This is a genomic window from Hymenobacter baengnokdamensis, from assembly GCF_008728635.1.
Taxonomy (GTDB): Bacteria; Bacteroidota; Bacteroidia; order Cytophagales; family Hymenobacteraceae; genus Hymenobacter; species Hymenobacter baengnokdamensis.
Window position 1 is genome coordinate 289,087 of the sequence record NZ_CP044285.1, and the last position, 14,813, is coordinate 303,899.

The following is a 14,813-nucleotide window of genomic DNA, read 5'->3' on the forward strand; positions in this document are numbered from 1 at the left end:
GCTTCAGCGCTACTCTTCGCATTTTTTTTCCGGCCGCGGCTGGGGGTTGGGGTTGGGTAGCGCGGGGTTGGTATTGGCTATAACCCTGCTGCTGGCCGTCGGCGCGCACGATGGCAATGCCGGGCAGATAGCGTGGGGCGCAACTACTGAGACTGATTTTCAGGCTTTACCGGGCGTGCTGCCTGCCAGCGAGCGCAGCTATAGCCGCGACTCTCCCCTGCTGCCTGGCAGCTCAGACGCGCGGCAAGCGCCCCTGGAGTATCGCTATGCCTTGGATAGCGCCGCGCCCAGGCAAGCCTATTCAACTACGGAAGCCGGCAGGGTTGGCGTGCTTCAGCGTTCGTGGGTCACCATCAAGCTGATGTTTCGCTAGGCCCCCGGGTGTCGGCGGGCCCGTAGCTTTGACTGCGCGGCTCCCTTGTTCCAGCCCTTTCTTAGAACTGCTATGCGTCTTTGCTTTGCCTCCAACAATGCTCATAAGCTTGATGAAATTCGGCCGCTGCTGCCGGCCGGCATCGAGCTGCTAAGCCTGGCCGAAATTGGCTGCCACGAAGAGCTGCCCGAAACCCAGCCCACCCTGGAAGGCAATGCCCGCCAGAAGGCGCAGTATGTCTTCGACCACTATGGCGTGCCCTGCTTTGCCGACGATACCGGGCTGGAAGTAGAGGCCCTGCACGGCGAGCCCGGCGTGTACTCGGCGCGCTACGCCGGCCCCCAGCGCGCGGCCGCCGACAACGTAGCCAAGCTGCTGCACAAGCTGGGCACTCAGCTCAATCGGCGGGCGCGCTTTCGCACCGTAGTGGCGCTGGTGCGCGGCCGGCACGAGGTGCGCGAGTTCAGCGGCGAGGTGGCCGGCACCATTGCGGCGGCCCCCATCGGCCGCGGCGGCTTTGGCTACGACCCGGTGTTTGTACCCGATGAGGGTGACGGCCGCACTTTCGCCGAAATGACGCTTGCCGAAAAAAATCAGCTTAGCCACCGGGCGCGGGCCGTGGCCGGGCTGGTCGCGTTTTTGAATGGGTAACAGGCAGTTGGCCACTGCGTAATTACGGATGGCTGTTGAGCAGGATTATCCGGTGCCCGGCTGCCTATTACCCATTACCTGTACCTTTGCTCCCCGTTATGCAGCATCCCTACCTCGTTGGTATCACGGGCGGCAGCGCATCGGGCAAAACCACGTTTTTGCGCCGCTTGCTGGCCGCCTTTCCTGAACGCGACATCTGTTTGATTTCGCAGGATAATTACTACCATCCCCGCGAGCAGCAGTTTCGCGACGACCAGGGCGTAGAAAACTTCGACCTGCCATCGAGCATCGACTCGGTTGCTTACGCGGCCGATGTGCGCCGGCTGCGCGAAGGCCACGAAGTGCGCCGCCAGGAATACACGTTTAATAACCCGAATGTGGTGCCCGCCGAGCTGGTATTCCGGCCTGCGCCCATTGTGGTGGTCGAGGGCATCTTCGTCTTTTATTTTGAGGAAATTGCCAATCTTCTTGACTTAAAGGTATATATAGATGCCCAGGAGCACGTAAAGCTGCACCGCCGCATCGTGCGCGACCGCGACGAGCGCGGCTACGACCTACAGGACGTGCTTTATCGCTACACGCACCACGTAGCCCCGACCTACGAAAAGTATATTCAGCCCTTCAAGGCCGACGCGGATATCATTATTCCCAACAACCGGCACTTTGAGAATGGGCTGGCCGTGCTCACGGGCTATCTGAAAGCGAAAGTAGCCGAGGCCATCTAAGCTACTGGGTTAGTTTAGCTTAACTCATCTTTTTTGCCGTGTATAGCAAAGCCGAAGCCTCTCAGCTGCGCCAGGCTTTTTGGACCACCCTGGGGCAATATATGGCCCCGGTGCTCTCGGCCGACGGCCTGGCGGTCAATTGGATAAACTACAAAACGGGCCTGAAAGGCGTGCAGTTTAAGCTCGATGCCGACAATCGCCGCGCCCGCATCGGCATTGAGCTGACGCAGCCCGATGCCGGCATACGCGAGCTGTTTTACGAGCAGTTTGGGGAGTTGAAAACCCTGCTGCACGAAACGCTGGGCGAAGAATGGACCTGGGAAGCGGCCGCCACCAACGAGCACGGGCAGCCCCTAAGCCGCATCTACAAGGAGCTGGCGCCCGTCAACCTCTTCACTCGCGACGACTGGCCGGCGCTGATTTCCTTCTTCAAGCCTCGCCTCATTGCCCTGGATGAGTTCTGGAGCAGTGCGCAGTATGCCTTCGAGGAGCTGCGGGAAGGGTAGCAGCTACCTCTTTTTGCCTGCGCGAGTATTTTGACTGCATCAGTATAATGACATAGCTTTGCGAAGTTTCTCTTTCTCTGTAGCTGTGCATGAAGCATTTTTTACTTACTAGTCTTTTTCTATTTCTTGGGGCTGCACTACGTGCCCAACCTACTGTTAGCATACTAGCTGGCGGTGCGCCATTTGCTGATGGCAGTACAGGTACAGGACATTTTCAGCGGGCCAGCGGATTATATCTAGATGCGGGTGGAAACCTGCTTTTCACCGATACTTACCAGGTACGGAAGCTATCGCCAGCAGGTGTACTCTCGACCGTAGCCGGGCTACCCAGAAGTGGCGGCTTACCTGGCAGTAGCAGTACTGCCAGCCTCGGGTTTCCCGATAAGCTTGTGGGCGATGGGGCTGGCAACTTATACGTTAGCACCCAAAAATCCCTTTTAAAGATAACGCCAACAGGACAGATAACGCAGCTGGTAGGCGCACCGCTGCAAGCCGCTACTTGCTTTGCGCGCGATGCGGCGGGCAATTTTTATGTAGCGGAAGATTTTCCGGTTCGGCTTATTCGCAAGATTTCGGCTAGCGGCACGGTCACCACCCTGGCCGGCAATGGCTTGGCTGGTTTTCGCGATGGGCCAGTAGGCGTAGGTCGCATTAATACCCCCCACAGTATGGTGCTGGCTAGTGATGGCTATCTATACCTGGCCGACAGATGGACTATCCGGCAGATTGACCCGCAGACGGGCTACATCCGGACAATAGCGGGTGATACTGCTACCGACGGCTACCTCGACGGGCAGGGCCGGCAAGCTCGCTTTAGGGCTTTTTGCTCACTAGGCTTAGCGCCTGGCGGCAATTTGTATGTATCTGACTACCAAAACCATTGCTTACGCATTGTAACTCCCGCTGGTGAGGTCACGACACTGGCGGGCAGCCCCACCGCTGCTGGCTATGCTGATGGTGTTGGCGCTGCGGTCCGGTTTGGCTTGCTGGGAGCGGTCACAAGCACTCCTAACGGCGATGCCTTAGTAGTAGAGGCAGGACCCAACCGCATCCGACGCATTACGCCGGCTGGGGTAGTCAGCACTTACTTGGATTCTGCTTCCACTTTTGGCCAAGTCGACGGGCCGGCCGCCCAGGCCCGCTTCACCCGGCCGGTGCTTATGACGAATGGAACTGGGGGAAACATCCTACTTTATGAGTCTAATCAAAGTAGGAATTTTGTCACAAACGGCATAACCGGGGGTAAAATACGGCAAGTTTCGTCGACGGGCACCGTTACTACCCTATTCACTATCAGTAACCAACTTGGCTACCGCGATGGACCAGTAGCCAGCGCTAAATTCGGTCAGGGTATTGAGGGAATGGTGCAGGATGCTAACGGCAACGTTTACTTAACCGATATAGACAACAAGGCCATTCGCAAAATATCTACAACTGGTATTGTTTCTACGGTAGCGGGCGGTGACACTACCCAGCTACCCTATCAGATGACCTATCAAGATGGAGTAGGCAGGCAGGCCTACTTTGGCGAACCCGGTAGACTAGCGATTGATGCGACCGGAAACCTTTATATGTATGACTACTACTTTTATAATATCCGCAAAATAACTCCGGCTGGCGTTGTTTCAACTGTAGCCGGTTATGCGGGAGGCAGCTCCGGTCCCTCCCGCGGTATTATTGACGGCCAGGGAGCAGCTGCTGGCTTCGGACTTGTGGCCTCTATGGCAGCTACAGCCGATGGCACCCTTTATTTAGCTGATTACAATACAGTGCGCAAAGTCAGTCCGGTGGGCCTCGTAACGACTATTGCCGGCGACCCTGTTGACTTCAATGGCGGACAAGTGGATGGAAGCGGGTCGGCAGCGCGCTTTAGCTTTGGTGGCGGTCTAGTTGCACTGGCAGTATCACCGAACGGCGTAGCTTTCGTATCAGAGTGGAATACCGGATTCAATACGCTTATTTCACAGCAGACACGCATCCGCCAAGTGACCCCTGACGGCCGTGTTAGCACTGTAGTAGGTAGCAACGAAACAGGGTTTGTTAATGGACCAGCATTGACTGCCGTATTTGGCAATATTACGGGCTTGGCATTTACCCCAACTGGCAACTTGGTTATAGCTGATGGCGAAAACTTCTGCCTGCGCCAATTGAGTGGCGTTTCTCTATTAGCAACGCATTCGCCAGCTACAGCTTCAGCCGGCCAGTTACTTGTATACCCTAATCCGGCAGTTAGTGGGTACTGCACTGCTATATTACCTGCTACTATAGTGGGCAAACCTGTCACCCTAACTCTGATTGATATACTGGGCCGGCCTGTGTGGCAGCGCACTTACACCAGTGCACCAGCAGCAGCTGACTTAAAGCCCGCAACTAATCTACCAGCCGGGCTATACTATCTGCGGTGCATTTCTCCCGCTGCCACTGCCATCAACAGTAGCGCAATACTGGTTCCGTAGCCGTAAACTATTGGTTCAATGTGAGCGGGCCAAGCTATATTTGTAGCCCTGCCCGAAGTATGCGCTATTCCATTTCTCAGTTTCAGCACTTTCTGCGCGTGGCCCTGGTGGCCCTGCCGGTGATGCTGTTGCTGGGTCTGAACGGCCGGACAGTGAGCTTGCTGCGCCCCAGCCGCCCCACGCCCACCCAGCTGAGCGTTGCGCCCCGGGCTACGGTTATCAAGCAGCAAGTACTGCTGGAAGCAGCTTCGCCCCTGAGCAGCTACGTGGCCCCCGCCTGGGCGCTGGCCTGGCTACCGGGCACGCTGCCAACGACCTGGCTGCCGCGCCTGGTGCGCCGCGCGGTGGCGCAGGTGCGCCTCCGTGCGCCGGGCATTAGTGTGGTGCAACTGTGCCGCCAGCGCCTACTGGCCACTACCCTGACGCCACAGGCACCCTAGGTTTTCATGAGGAATTGGGAATGGGGAATAAAGAATTATCTACTGGTAATTCCTTATGCCTCCTTTCTGCTTCGCTTTTCGATTCTTCATCTCTACACTCTACTTTTTATCAGATGCGTTACAAAGGACTCATTATTACGCTTACCATCATCGTTTCGGTGCTGTGCGCGTACTTTCTCTTCTTCACCTACGTTTCGCGGGGCGTGCAGCAGAAGGCGGTTAACTACGCCACGCACAACGGCCAGCTCGACGAAACCAAGCGTCAGCACTACCTCGACTCGGTATGGCGGGCGCCGGTGTTTGGCTCGTATACCTACCGCGATGTGAAGCAGAGCGAGCTGGGCCTGGGCCTTGACCTGAAGGGCGGCATGCACGTAACCCTGGAGGTTTCGCCCGTGGAAATTGTGCGGGCTATGGCCGGCAACTCAAAAGACCCGGCTTTCAATAAAGCCCTGGCGCTGGCTCAGGAGCGCCAGAAAACCAACTCCGGCACGGCCTTCACCACGCTGTTTTACCAGGCCTACCAGGAAACGGCACCCGGCGTACCGCTGAACCGCATTTTCGCTAACTCAGTCAATAAAGACCGCAAAATTGACCTCAACAGCTCAGACAGCAAGGTGCTGTCGGCTATCAATAAGGAAGAGGAAGACGCTATTGGCCGCTCGTTCGACATTCTGCGCAAGCGCGTGGATAAGTTTGGGGTAAACCAGCCCAACATTCAGCGCGTGAAGGGCACCGGCCGCATTCAGGTAGAACTGCCGGGCGTAGATAACCCCGACCGCGTGCGTAAGCTGCTGCAAGGCCAGGCCAAGCTCGAATTCTACGAAGTATGGCCCCAGAATGAGATTACGCCCTACCTTGCTCAGCTCGACCAGGTGTTGACGGCCAAGGAAAAAGCCGCTACCAGCGCTCCGGCCAAAGCCGTAAGCAAAGCTGACTCGACCATTGCCGCTGCTGGTGGCGCCAAAGGAGCTCAAAAAGATACCACTTCGCTGGCGGCCCAGCTGGCCAAGAAGGCGCCGGCCGGCAAGGCTAAAACTGACTCTACGGCCGCCGCTCAGAAAGGTGGTGTGCTGGCCCGCCTGCTCACCATGCCCGGCACGCTTGGCGTGAACCTGCGCGACACGGCCCAGATGAACCGCGTGCTGCACTCGGAAGAAGCCCGCAGCATTCTGCCCCCCAACGTAGCCTTGCTGTATACCAATAAGCCGATTGACGCCAATGGCCAGCAGTTTTTGCGCCTGGTAGCCGTGAAGAAAGACCGGACCGGCGCCATTGCCGCGCCCATTGGCGGCGAGGTAGTGAGCGATGCGCGCCAGGACTATGACCAGACCGGCCGCCCCGAGGTAAGCATGAGCATGAACCCTACCGGGGCGCGCAAGTGGCAGAAAATGACCGGGGCCAACATCGGCAAGCAGGTAGCCGTGGTGCTCGACGACGTGGTGTACTCCGACCCCGTGGTACAGAGCGAAATCTCGGGTGGCAATACCAGCATCTCGGGCAACTTCAGCATCGACGAAGCCCAGGACCTGGCCCAGGTACTGAAAGCCGGTAAGCTGCCCGCCCCGACCCGCATCGTGGAAGAAGCCGTAGTAGGCCCCTCGCTCGGTAAGGAAGCCATCAACCAGGGTTTGTACTCGTCGCTGGCCGGCCTGCTGATTATTATGGTCTTTATGGCCATGTACTACGGCCGCGCCGGCCTCGTGGCCGATGCCGCTCTGCTCTTCAATATGTTCCTGATTCTGGGCGTGCTGGCGCAGTTTAGCACGGCGCTCACGCTCCCTGGCATTGCCGGCCTGATTCTGGTAATTGCCTCCTCGGTAGATGCCAACGTACTGATTTTCGAGCGTATCCGCGAAGAGCTGGACCACGGCCACTCGCTGCATGATGCCGTAAACGCCGGCTACAACCGCGCTTTCTCGGCCATCTTCGACTCGAACGTGACCACCATGCTCATCGCCATCATCCTGGGCTTCTTCGGCACGGGCCCGGTGCAGAGCTTTGCCGTCACGCTGGGTATTGGTGTGCTCACCTCGTTCCTGTCGGCCGTGTACGTATCGCGCCTCATCATCGAGTTCCTGATTAAGGGCAAAACGACGAGCGCTATTACCTTCTCGACCTTCCTCTCGCGCCACCTGTTCAAGAACCTGAACTTCGACATCGTGGGCAAGCGCAAAATCGCCTACGCTTTCTCGACCATCGTTATCGTCACGGGCTTCGTGCTGATGTACCTGCAAGGTGGCCCCAACCTGGGCGTTGACTTTGAAGGGGGCCGCGCCTACGTCGTCGATTTCAACAAGCCGATGGTGGCTTCGGATGTCCGGACCGCGCTGGAGCCGGCTTTTAAGAACACCGGCCTCGAAGTAAAGCAGTATGGCAACCCCGACCGCCTGCGCATCACGACCAGCTACCTGGCCGAAGATGAAAGCCAGACGGCCGACAAAACCGTGGCCGACGCCCTGAATCAGGGCCTGAGCAAATACGCGGCCGATGCACCGGCTATCAAATCGACATCCAAAGTAGGCGCCACCATTGCCGACGACATCAAGCGCACCTCGTTCCTGAGTTTGGCGCTTACGCTGCTCGGCATCTTCGTGTACGTACTTTTCCGCTTCGAGAAGTGGCAGTATTCGATGGCCGCCGTTATCGCGCTGTTCCACGATGCGCTGCTGGTTATTGCCTCCTACCCCATCGCCCGCGCCTTCGGGGCCAACTACGAGATGGACCAGATTTTTGTGGCCGCGGTACTCTCCATTATCGGCTTCTCGATGAACGACACGGTAGTTATCTACGACCGGGTGCGGGAGTACCTGCGCGAAAACCCCAAGCTGACCTTCGCCCAGGTAGTAAACCCGGCCCTGAACTCGACGTTCTCGCGCACTATGATTACGTTTACCACCGTGTTTCTGGTAGTGCTGGTGCTCTACATTTTCGGGGGCGAAACGCTGCGCTCGTTCTCGTTTGCCATGATAATCGGTATCATCTTCGGCACGTACTCGTCGCTGTTCATCGCCACGCCTATTATTCTCGATACGTATGGCCGCCAGGAAGAGCGCGAGCGCAAAGCCGCTGGCGAAGACGTTACCAGCCTGCCCGGCGATGCGCCCAAGCTGAGCACGGCTACTACTATTTAAAACATAGCGCTTATTAAATATTAAAAAGGCCCGGCTTTGCAGCCGGGCCTTTTTAATATTTTAAGGATAAAGCCATAGTCTGCCCGGCTGACAACTATAAAGTCGCATGGGGAACGAACATTATCTGAAAACGGTGGTTGAGATTATCGGTCAGTTTACACAGCTAAAAGCGGTGATGGGCGAAAACAAAAAGTTTTCGGAGAGCTCAAACCTAGTTTTGCCGGCAAGCGTAGGTTGGCAGCAGCCTAAAAGGCTTAGCTAATTTTTATATAAAGCTATTTTTAACGCAATTGCCTCCGCTAAAGACCAGCTTTTCGCTAAAGTGTAGCCCAGCCAAGACGAATACCCAGCCCCTGGATTGCCTGGCAGCTACCAGTAAAGACTTGATTTACTAGTGGTTTACAGCGTATCTTTCCAAAGCCATTTCGCTTAACTATTACCTTGTTCCTACTAAATTTTTACTTTTTGTGAAATTATTTACTTTGCGGGCCAATACCCTCCGCCTGTTTGGCGTGGTAGCCGCTTTTGCCGGGCTGCTCTCAGCCTGTTCCTACACGCGCATAGCGCCCGAAGGCTGCACAACGACCTACAAGGACGTTAGCTATGCGAAAGATGTGGTGCCTATCTTCAAGTCAAACTGCTACCGGTGCCACGATGCGGCCCACTACCAGATTCCGTTTCCCAACGGCGCATCGAGCGCCATGAACATGGAATCGTTTTCATCGGTAAGCGCCTGGACTTCCCCAACTACCGGCATCGGTGGGGTGAGCTACATGGTAGGCTGCATCCGGCACGACTCGGGTTTTAACCCCATGCCTTACGATGGCAATGGGCAGCTGGACGCCTGCCAGGTTGCACTTATTAAAACGTGGGTTGATGAGGGAGCTAAAAACAACTAGCCTCCGCTGATGCTCTCCTCTTCTTCTTTTCTTACCCTATTCACTTGGATATGACAAAACTAATACCAAGTGTGGGGCGTCTGGGCATCCTGTTGGCCTGGCTACTGCTGGGGCTGGGAAGCCCCGGGCGGGCCTGGGCGCAGGGTAAATTTATGACCAGGGCCGGCCACATCTCCTTTTTTTCAGCCTCCATTATGGAGGATATTGAAGCCCGCAACGATAAGGTAGCGGCCGTATTTGACCTGGCTACCGGGCAAATAGCCTTTTCGGTGCCCATTCACGAGTTTCAGTTTAAGCGCACCCTCATGCAGGAGCACTTCAACGAGAACTACATGGAATCGGAAAAATTTCCGAAGGCCACTTTTACCGGCCAGATTAACAATGCCGCCCAGGTGCTGAAACAGCTGCCGACGGCCACGCAGACGGTAGAGGCCGAAGGTAACCTTACGATGCACGGCGTGACGCACAAAGTACTGGTTACGGGCACCCTGCAAGTGCGCGATGGCCAGCTGGTGGTATTCGCCTACTTCAACGTGGCCCCGGCCGACTTTTCCATCGACATCCCACTGCTGGTGCGCGAGCACATTGCCAAGTCGGTGAGCGTGCGCATCAACCTCACCTGCGATGCGGTTTCGCCCGCGCTGGTATCCCAACCTTAACTTTTAAGTAGTCACTATTTTATGAAGCAACTCCTTACACTTTTCAGCCGCGTTTCCCTGCTGAGCCTGCTGCTGGCAGTCTGGGCCGCGCCGGCGGCTCACGCGCAGGGCGACCTGCTGGGACAGCTCGATGCCGAAAGCAAAAAAGATGCTCCCAACGAGCTGGTAGATGCTACCTTTAAAAGCACCCGGCTTATCAATGGCCATACCGTGCAAACGCCCGGCGAAGGCACCCTCGTATTTCTGATTGAGCACCGCATCGGGCCGTTAAACAGCGGAGCCTATAATTTTTACGGCCTCGACCAGGCCAAGATGCGCCTGGCCCTGGAGTACGCTATCAACGACCGCCTGGAGATTGGCTTAGGGCGTTCGACCCTCGATAAAACCGTCGATGGGTTCGTAAAGCTCCGCGCGCTGCGGCAGAGCACCGGGGCCCATGCAATGCCGGTTTCGGTAACGCTGTTTGCCTCTTCGGCTGTTACTACCCTGCATTACGACGATAATATCGACCACACGTTCAGCCTGCGCTCAACGTATAGCTACCAGGCCCTGATTGCCCGTAAGTTCAGCACCGATTTTTCGCTGCAGTTTATGCCAACGCTCATTCACCGCAACCTGGTGATGAATGAAGGCCCGAAAAATGACATCTACGCGCTGGGAGTTGGGGGCCGCTACAAGCTTACCAAGCGCTTCTCGCTCAACGCCGAATACTACTACAACTTTGACCAATACACCAGAGACCACTTCCAGAACTCGCTGGCCCTGGGTGTAGATATTGAAACCGGCGGCCACATCTTTCAGCTGATGCTGACCAACGCGCAGGGCATGATTGAAAAGCAGTTTATCGGCGAAACGAACGACAACTTCTTCAAGGGAGGCATTTATTTCGGCTTTAACATCAACCGCAACTTTACGGTGAAGCAGCGGCGCCACAAGATGTAGCCTTGGGGTGCAGTAGCTTATAAAAAGGGGCGTCCGGCTATTAATTAAGCCGGACGCCCCTTTTTTTTATATTCAAAAAATACTATACTAGCACTCCTTCGGCTACTACCTCACGTACTTCGGGCACCATGCGCTTGAGCAGGTTTTCGATGCCCGACTTGAGGGTAACCGTAGCCGAGGGGCAGCCCGAGCACGAGCCCTGCAGGTTTACGGTCACGATGCCGTCGTGGTAGCTTTTGAAGGTGATGTTGCCGCCATCCTGCTCCACAGCGGGGCGCACGTAGTTGTCGAGTAGGTCGATGATTTTCTGGCTCGTAAAGCCATCCTGCTGCGTAGGGTCGCCGGCGGAGGCAGCCTGGGCAGCTTTTTGCTCAGCCGCGGGGTCTACTATAAAGAGCTGCCCACCGGCCTCCACATAGCTCTTGATAAACTGGCGCAGCTCCGGGATAATGCTGGTCCAGCCCAGCGCGGGCTGCGTTTTGGTGATGGTTACGAAGTTTTGGGCAATAAATACGCGGCCTACGTAATCGAAGCCAAACAGCTCCTGGGCGATGGGCGAGTTGGCCGCCGCCTCCAGGTTGGGATAGTCTACACTCACGCCATCGGGCAGCAAGGTAGAGTTGAGCACGAATTTCATGCTCTCAGGATTGGGCGACGCCTCGGCGTAGATAGAAACAGCAGACATGACGGGAAGACTAAGGTGGCAGATAAGGGTGATTTCTGACGGCGGGGCGAACTAACAGCGGGCCGGCGGCCCCGCGGCCATAGTCGTCAGGGCCTTTCGGCGCTTACAACAGCGCAGGGCCCACGGAGGTTGCAAAGGTAGGGCCGGCAGTTAAGGTAACGGCTGCGGTGGCCCTGGTGGCCGGCCTGCTGGAAAAAAACCGCATTACCCTATTTTATCACATCAATATGCGATAAGACTGTGAAGAATAGCCGCGTACCTTGCAGCGCATTTATTCCTCACCTCCAATTCCTATTTTCCTCGTATGGCGTTTATTCCCGAACCTGGCAAGCCCTACAACCTCTTTGTGCAGCACAGCGGCAAAGTACTGGGCATCAGCAACATTGCCCGCGGAGCCAAGCTGCAGCAGCAAACCTTTGACCCGGCCCTGCCCCAGAGCCAGCAGTTTGTCTTTCACCAGGTAGGCTTTCGCGAGTACCTGATTCAGGTGCACGGGCACAATCTGGTGCTGGATGTGGGGGGCAGCGCCCAGCACAGCGGCGACGTGCTGTGCTTCTGGACCCGCAACGGGGATGACAGCAACGGCAACCAGCGCTTCAAGTTCATTTATGGCGGGCCGGGCTACTACTACATCCGCTGCTCGGTGAGTGGCAAGATGCTGGACGTGATGATGGCCTCGCAAGACGACAAGGCCGTGGTTATTCAGTACGACCAGACGCCGCCCGCCAGGGCCGCCAACCAGCACTTTCGGCCCGTGCTCTCGGGCGCCGACTACAGCCACGCCGAAGCGCTGCCCTTTGTGCCGGAAGTGAACTCGGAGCGACTGCGCGATACGGTCATCAGCATGGCCGGGGCCGTGCCCGAAGTGGGCTCGGGGCTGAAGGGGCTCATTGGCTTTCTGTGGCCCAAGGGCCAGAGCACGGTATTTGACCAGATGCGCAACTACGTGGAGACGCTGGTAAAGGAGCTCATCGAGGAAAACAACCTGCTGCAGATTCAAAACAAGCTCAACGGCTTTCACGACAATGCGGTGATTTACGAAAAAACCTCTGCCACTACCAAGCAGAAAAGCGAGTATTTCACGGGCATGCTGCGGGAGGTAAATAATCTTAAGCACGACGTTATCAACGCCCAGCACCCTGAAAAGCGCCTTACCTACCTGGTATCGGTGGGGAGCCTGGCCTTGGGCACCCTGCGCGAGCAGTGCGTACGCTACCAGTACATCTACGGCATACCCGACCCCGACGCGGCCGACCACCTGGCGCAGTTCGATACTGCCTTTGCCGACTACACGGCGGCCTGCACCCTGAGCCGGCAGCGGGCCCTGGAGTGGCGGCTAAAAAAGATAGGCTGGCGCGAGGAAGACAAAACCATTGGCCTGGGCAATAGCAAATACACTTATTTTGCCTCCGACAGTTACGACGGCTGGGGTGCCAGCATGTACCGCACTACCAGCGGCGACGGCACACCCAATGCCCGGCAGCGGATGCAGGTGGTGCTGCAAAACCGCATCGAGCAGGTAACGGCGCAGTTCGGGGCCGAGCTGGATGTGCTGCTGGCGCCTTCGCGCACCTGGAAATACCTGCACCCCAACCGCACCGAGCAGCCGACCACCCAGCGCAAGACCCTGGCTATGGGCACTTACGGCAGCAAGGAGGGCGTCGCGTTCACCGACGAGAGCCAGGCCGGCAAGCGCATCACGGCCATCGTTATTCACGCGGGGCTGTGGATAGATGGCATGCAATTGTGCTACGACGGCACCCCCACCGCTCTGCACGGCGGCGGCGGCGGCAACCGCAATGTATTCGAGCTGCAGCCCGATGAAGAGATTGTGTCGGTCTACGGCCGGTCGTCGTACCGCATGAACGGGCTCTGGTTTGAAACCAACCAGGGCCGCGTGTACGGCCTTGGAGGCGGCCTCGACGAGGGCAACTTCTGGAGCGCCGACCCGCCCACTGCCCTCAACGCCCATCTGGGCTACATTTCGGGCTACCAGGGGGCCAGTAACCTCAACGGCCTCACGCTGCACTGGCAATATACCGAGCTGGCGTAGGGTAGCCGGTTTGCCCTCACCTTAAGGCCTGCAAGCCCCGCCCGGATGCTCCGGATGGGGCTTGTTTTTTGGATATACGCTACTGAATTTAGTGCTGCTGTTCACCTTCGCCTACAGCTGGTTGGCGCGGGCGCGCAGCAGCAGGTCGGCCAGCACGAGCTGGGTCATGGCCTCCACGATGGGCACAGCGCGGGGCAGTACGCAGGCATCGTGGCGGCCCCGGCCGGCCAGCTCCACTACCTCCCCCTGCTGGTTGATAGTTTGCTGGGTTTGCAGGATGGTAGCGACCGGCTTGAAAGCCACCCGAAAAAAAACATCCTGCCCATTGCTGATACCGCCCTGGCTGCCGCCGCTGTGGTTGGTGCGCGTGCGCACGCGGCCGGCCTCATCGGTATAAAACTGGTCGTTGTGGGCCGAGCCGGGCAGCCTGGTGCCTGCAAAGCCAGAGCCAAACTCGAAGCCCTTCACGGCATTGATGCTGAGCAGCGCGTGCCCCAGCACGGCGGGCAGCTTATCGAATACGGGCTCGCCCAGGCCGGGCGGCAGGCCCGTGGCAACGCCCGTGACGACGCCCCCTACCGTATCGCGGGCCGCCTGGGCCGCCCGGATGCGCGCTTCCATCAGCGCTGCCGTGGCGGGGTCGGGGCAGCGCACGGGGTTGCTGTCGGTCAGGCTTAGGTCCAGCTCTTCGTAGCCTTTGGGTACTTCTACCTCGCCCACCGCCGAAACATAGGCCTGCACCGATATGCCAAAAGCAGCCAGCAGCTGAGCGGCCACGGCCCCGGCGGCTACGCGGGCGGCCGTTTCGCGGGCCGAGCTGCGGCCGCCGCCGCGGTGGTCGCGCCGGCCATACTTAGCGTCGTAGGTGTAGTCGGCGTGGCTGGGGCGGTAGGCCCCGGCAATGTGCGAGTAGTCGTCGGAGCGCTGGTCGGCATTGGCAATAAACAGGCTGATGGGCGTGCCGGTAGTAACGCCCTCAAACACTCCCGACTGCACCTGCACGCGGTCGGCCTCCTGGCGCGGCGTTGTAAGGGCCGACTGCCCCGGCCGGCGGCGGTCCAGCGCCCGCTGAATAGTGGCCGGGTCGAGCGCCAGCCCGGCCGGGCAGCCATCGATAATAACCCCAATTCCCACTCCATGCGACTCGCCGAAGGTGGTAATGCGAAAAAGCGTTCCGAAAGTATTGGACATGAAGCGTGAGCTGCGAAGTTGTTAGGTCATAATCGTCAGCTGCTAACAAAAAGAGGTAGCTCATTTGCCTGGCAACTGATAGCGGATAGCTGATAACCT

At 57.7% G+C, this 14,813-nt stretch carries 13 protein-coding genes; 11 read left to right on the plus strand and 2 right to left on the minus strand.

Annotation, left to right across the window (positions count from 1 at the left end):
* Positions 1-73: 73 nt before the first annotated feature.
* The 10 genes from F6X24_RS01120 to F6X24_RS01165 all read left to right on the plus strand — a co-directional run bounded on the left by F6X24_RS01120 (position 74) and on the right by F6X24_RS01165 (position 10,785).
* Positions 74-373: a hypothetical protein gene (locus F6X24_RS01120; protein ID WP_151085881.1), complete on the plus strand. Its 300-nt coding sequence runs from the start codon at positions 74-76 to the stop codon at positions 371-373.
* Positions 374-445: 72 nt separating this feature from the next.
* Positions 446-1,024, plus strand: a complete 579-nt coding sequence (rdgB, locus tag F6X24_RS01125) for an RdgB/HAM1 family non-canonical purine NTP pyrophosphatase (RefSeq protein WP_151085883.1) — start codon at positions 446-448, stop codon at positions 1,022-1,024.
* A gap of 98 nt (positions 1,025-1,122) precedes the next feature.
* Complete coding sequence (locus F6X24_RS01130) at positions 1,123-1,749, plus strand: uridine kinase family protein (RefSeq protein WP_151085884.1); 627 nt, start codon at positions 1,123-1,125, stop codon at positions 1,747-1,749.
* Between the two features lie 38 nt (positions 1,750-1,787).
* Positions 1,788-2,255 carry a DUF4268 domain-containing protein gene (locus F6X24_RS01135; RefSeq protein ID WP_151085886.1) on the plus strand — a complete coding sequence of 156 codons (468 nt, stop codon included), beginning with the start codon at positions 1,788-1,790 and terminating at the stop codon, positions 2,253-2,255.
* 89 nt (positions 2,256-2,344) lie between these two features.
* Positions 2,345-4,711, plus strand: a complete 2,367-nt coding sequence (locus F6X24_RS01140) for a hypothetical protein (protein WP_151085888.1) — start codon at positions 2,345-2,347, stop codon at positions 4,709-4,711.
* A gap of 59 nt (positions 4,712-4,770) precedes the next feature.
* Positions 4,771-5,151 (plus strand): hypothetical protein, encoded by a 381-nt coding sequence (locus F6X24_RS01145; RefSeq protein ID WP_151085889.1) that lies wholly within the window; start codon positions 4,771-4,773, stop codon positions 5,149-5,151.
* Between the two features lie 113 nt (positions 5,152-5,264).
* Positions 5,265-8,285, plus strand: coding sequence for a protein translocase subunit SecDF (secDF, locus tag F6X24_RS01150; protein ID WP_151085891.1), 3,021 nt, complete (start codon positions 5,265-5,267; stop codon positions 8,283-8,285).
* A gap of 467 nt (positions 8,286-8,752) precedes the next feature.
* Positions 8,753-9,184 carry a hypothetical protein gene (locus F6X24_RS01155; protein ID WP_151085893.1) on the plus strand — a complete coding sequence of 144 codons (432 nt, stop codon included), beginning with the start codon at positions 8,753-8,755 and terminating at the stop codon, positions 9,182-9,184.
* Between the two features lie 50 nt (positions 9,185-9,234).
* Positions 9,235-9,843 (plus strand): YceI family protein, encoded by a 609-nt coding sequence (locus F6X24_RS01160; protein ID WP_151085894.1) that lies wholly within the window; start codon positions 9,235-9,237, stop codon positions 9,841-9,843.
* Positions 9,844-9,864: 21 nt separating this feature from the next.
* The gene (locus tag F6X24_RS01165) at positions 9,865-10,785 is read left to right on the plus strand and encodes a DUF5777 family beta-barrel protein (protein WP_151085896.1); all 921 of its coding nucleotides are present in this window, start codon (positions 9,865-9,867) and stop codon (positions 10,783-10,785) included.
* A gap of 82 nt (positions 10,786-10,867) precedes the next feature.
* Here F6X24_RS01165 and F6X24_RS01170 read toward each other — a convergent pair whose 3' ends face one another.
* The gene (locus F6X24_RS01170) at positions 10,868-11,470 is read right to left on the minus strand and encodes a NifU family protein (protein WP_151085898.1); all 603 of its coding nucleotides are present in this window, start codon (positions 11,468-11,470) and stop codon (positions 10,868-10,870) included.
* Between the two features lie 304 nt (positions 11,471-11,774).
* Here F6X24_RS01170 and F6X24_RS01175 point away from each other — a divergent pair, with 304 nt between their 5' ends.
* A complete protein-coding gene (locus tag F6X24_RS01175; RefSeq protein ID WP_151085899.1) occupies positions 11,775-13,523 on the plus strand; it encodes an insecticidal delta-endotoxin Cry8Ea1 family protein in 1,749 nt (582 codons plus the stop codon).
* A gap of 111 nt (positions 13,524-13,634) precedes the next feature.
* On the opposite strand, the gene aroC is transcribed toward F6X24_RS01175, so the two are convergent.
* A complete protein-coding gene (aroC, locus tag F6X24_RS01180; protein ID WP_151085901.1) occupies positions 13,635-14,714 on the minus strand; it encodes a chorismate synthase in 1,080 nt (359 codons plus the stop codon).
* Between the last annotated feature and the right edge of the window lie 99 nt (positions 14,715-14,813).